Below are 1,387 nucleotides of genomic sequence, written 5' to 3'. Positions count from 1 at the left end.
ATGCCGAATATGGCCGACCTGCAACCGGTCCAGCCCTTCCAGCGCATAGGGGTTGCTCATGGATCTCTCCCGGTTCCGCGCGTTGCTGAAATCTTACATCGTCACCACGACCATTGCACCGCGATCTTGCAGGCAACTCGTGGCTTCCGCTGCCCGGTCAAGCGGAAAGGTCGCCGTGACTGCCGGCGTCGCAGGGGCGCGCGTACAACGCGAGCGACTCAGTCTGATTGGGGGGCGTTGACCGCAGGCTGCGACAGCTTGAACGTGCTAGTTGCAGAGAATGTCGCAGGATTTCTGCAGTGGCAGGTTCATCGACGGTGAGGCAATGCCGGCGGTGAAGCCGAGTATCAAATAGCCGCCGCCTTCCGCCGCGCAGCGCATTACCGGCTTGGCGAGAAAGCCGCCGACTGGATCGACGATGACGTCGGCGCCAGCCGCACCCACGACCGACGGCGATTTCGGCGCCCGGGGCAAACGGCCGGGGCGTCTTGACCTGATAGAGATCCTGGATAGCAAGATCGGTGATCTTTGCGCCTTGATCGCGACAAGAAGCTGGCTCGGACCGGCCTTCGGATCGGGGACCTGCTCCAACAGCAAAGTTTCCGGGCTACCTGTATCCCGGCTTAGAAACACCCGCATCGCATCCCATTCTCGTGCCGCCCCCAAACCATAGATAAGCCATCCCGGCCGGAGTGTGCAGGGAACTGGACTCGCTCAGCTCTCACGCGCAAATGTGGGACGGCGATAACCTCCGATAACAGCGGCGCGCCAACAATATCGCGAAAAATCCAACGGAAGCGCGCGGCTTAGTCGTGGAGCGGCGTTCAATTTTCGACTTGGTCGAGTAGAGGCGTCGAAGCTCCGCGTCAAAGCCAAATGTTGTTGCTAGGCTTCGCTCGTGCCGGCGAGATTTACGGCCGCTCGGGGACCTAAACCGTCACCTTCCCGATGCGCCTCGCGCGGCGCACGCCCCTAATCCCACGGCGGCGTGCCGCGAAACGCCTCGGCCAGAAAATCCACCATCACACGCACCTTGGCGCTGAGGTGGCGGCGGCTGGGATAGACCGCCAGCACGTCGGTTTCAGGCATGCGGTAGCCGGTCAACAGGGGCACCAGCCGTTTCCGCCGCAAATCCTCGCCGATCAGGAAGGTCGGCTGCCTCACAATGCCAAGGCCGGCCAGCGCCGCTGCGCGGGCGGTATCACCATTGTTGGTGCGCATGATGTGGCGCACCGCTACGGAATGCTCCTTGCCTGCACTGTCCAGCAACCGCCACTCGTCAACGGAGTCCGAATAGACATAGGCAATGCAGGCATGATCCTTGAGGTCTTCCGGGCTCAGCGGCACGCCGTGGCGCGCGACGTAGTTGGGGGAAGCGCAGATCACA

2 protein-coding genes are annotated in these 1,387 nt (G+C 62.4%); both read right to left on the bottom strand.

Annotation, left to right across the window (positions count from 1 at the left end; all coding sequences use genetic code 11):
• Positions 1 to 267: 267 nt before the first annotated feature.
• Entirely contained in the window at positions 268 to 444 is a 177-nt protein-coding gene (locus ACFFWD_RS36405; protein WP_376973909.1) for a hypothetical protein, read from the bottom strand.
• Between the two features lie 528 nt (positions 445 to 972).
• On the bottom strand, positions 973 to 1,387 hold a 415-nt coding region (locus ACFFWD_RS36400), incomplete at its 5' end, for a substrate binding domain-containing protein (RefSeq protein ID WP_376973907.1).

It is taken from the genome of Bradyrhizobium erythrophlei (genome assembly GCF_042430365.1).
In the GTDB taxonomy this organism is placed as follows: Bacteria; Pseudomonadota; Alphaproteobacteria; order Rhizobiales; family Xanthobacteraceae; genus Bradyrhizobium; species Bradyrhizobium erythrophlei.
This window is presented reverse-complemented; position numbering and strand designations above follow the sequence as displayed.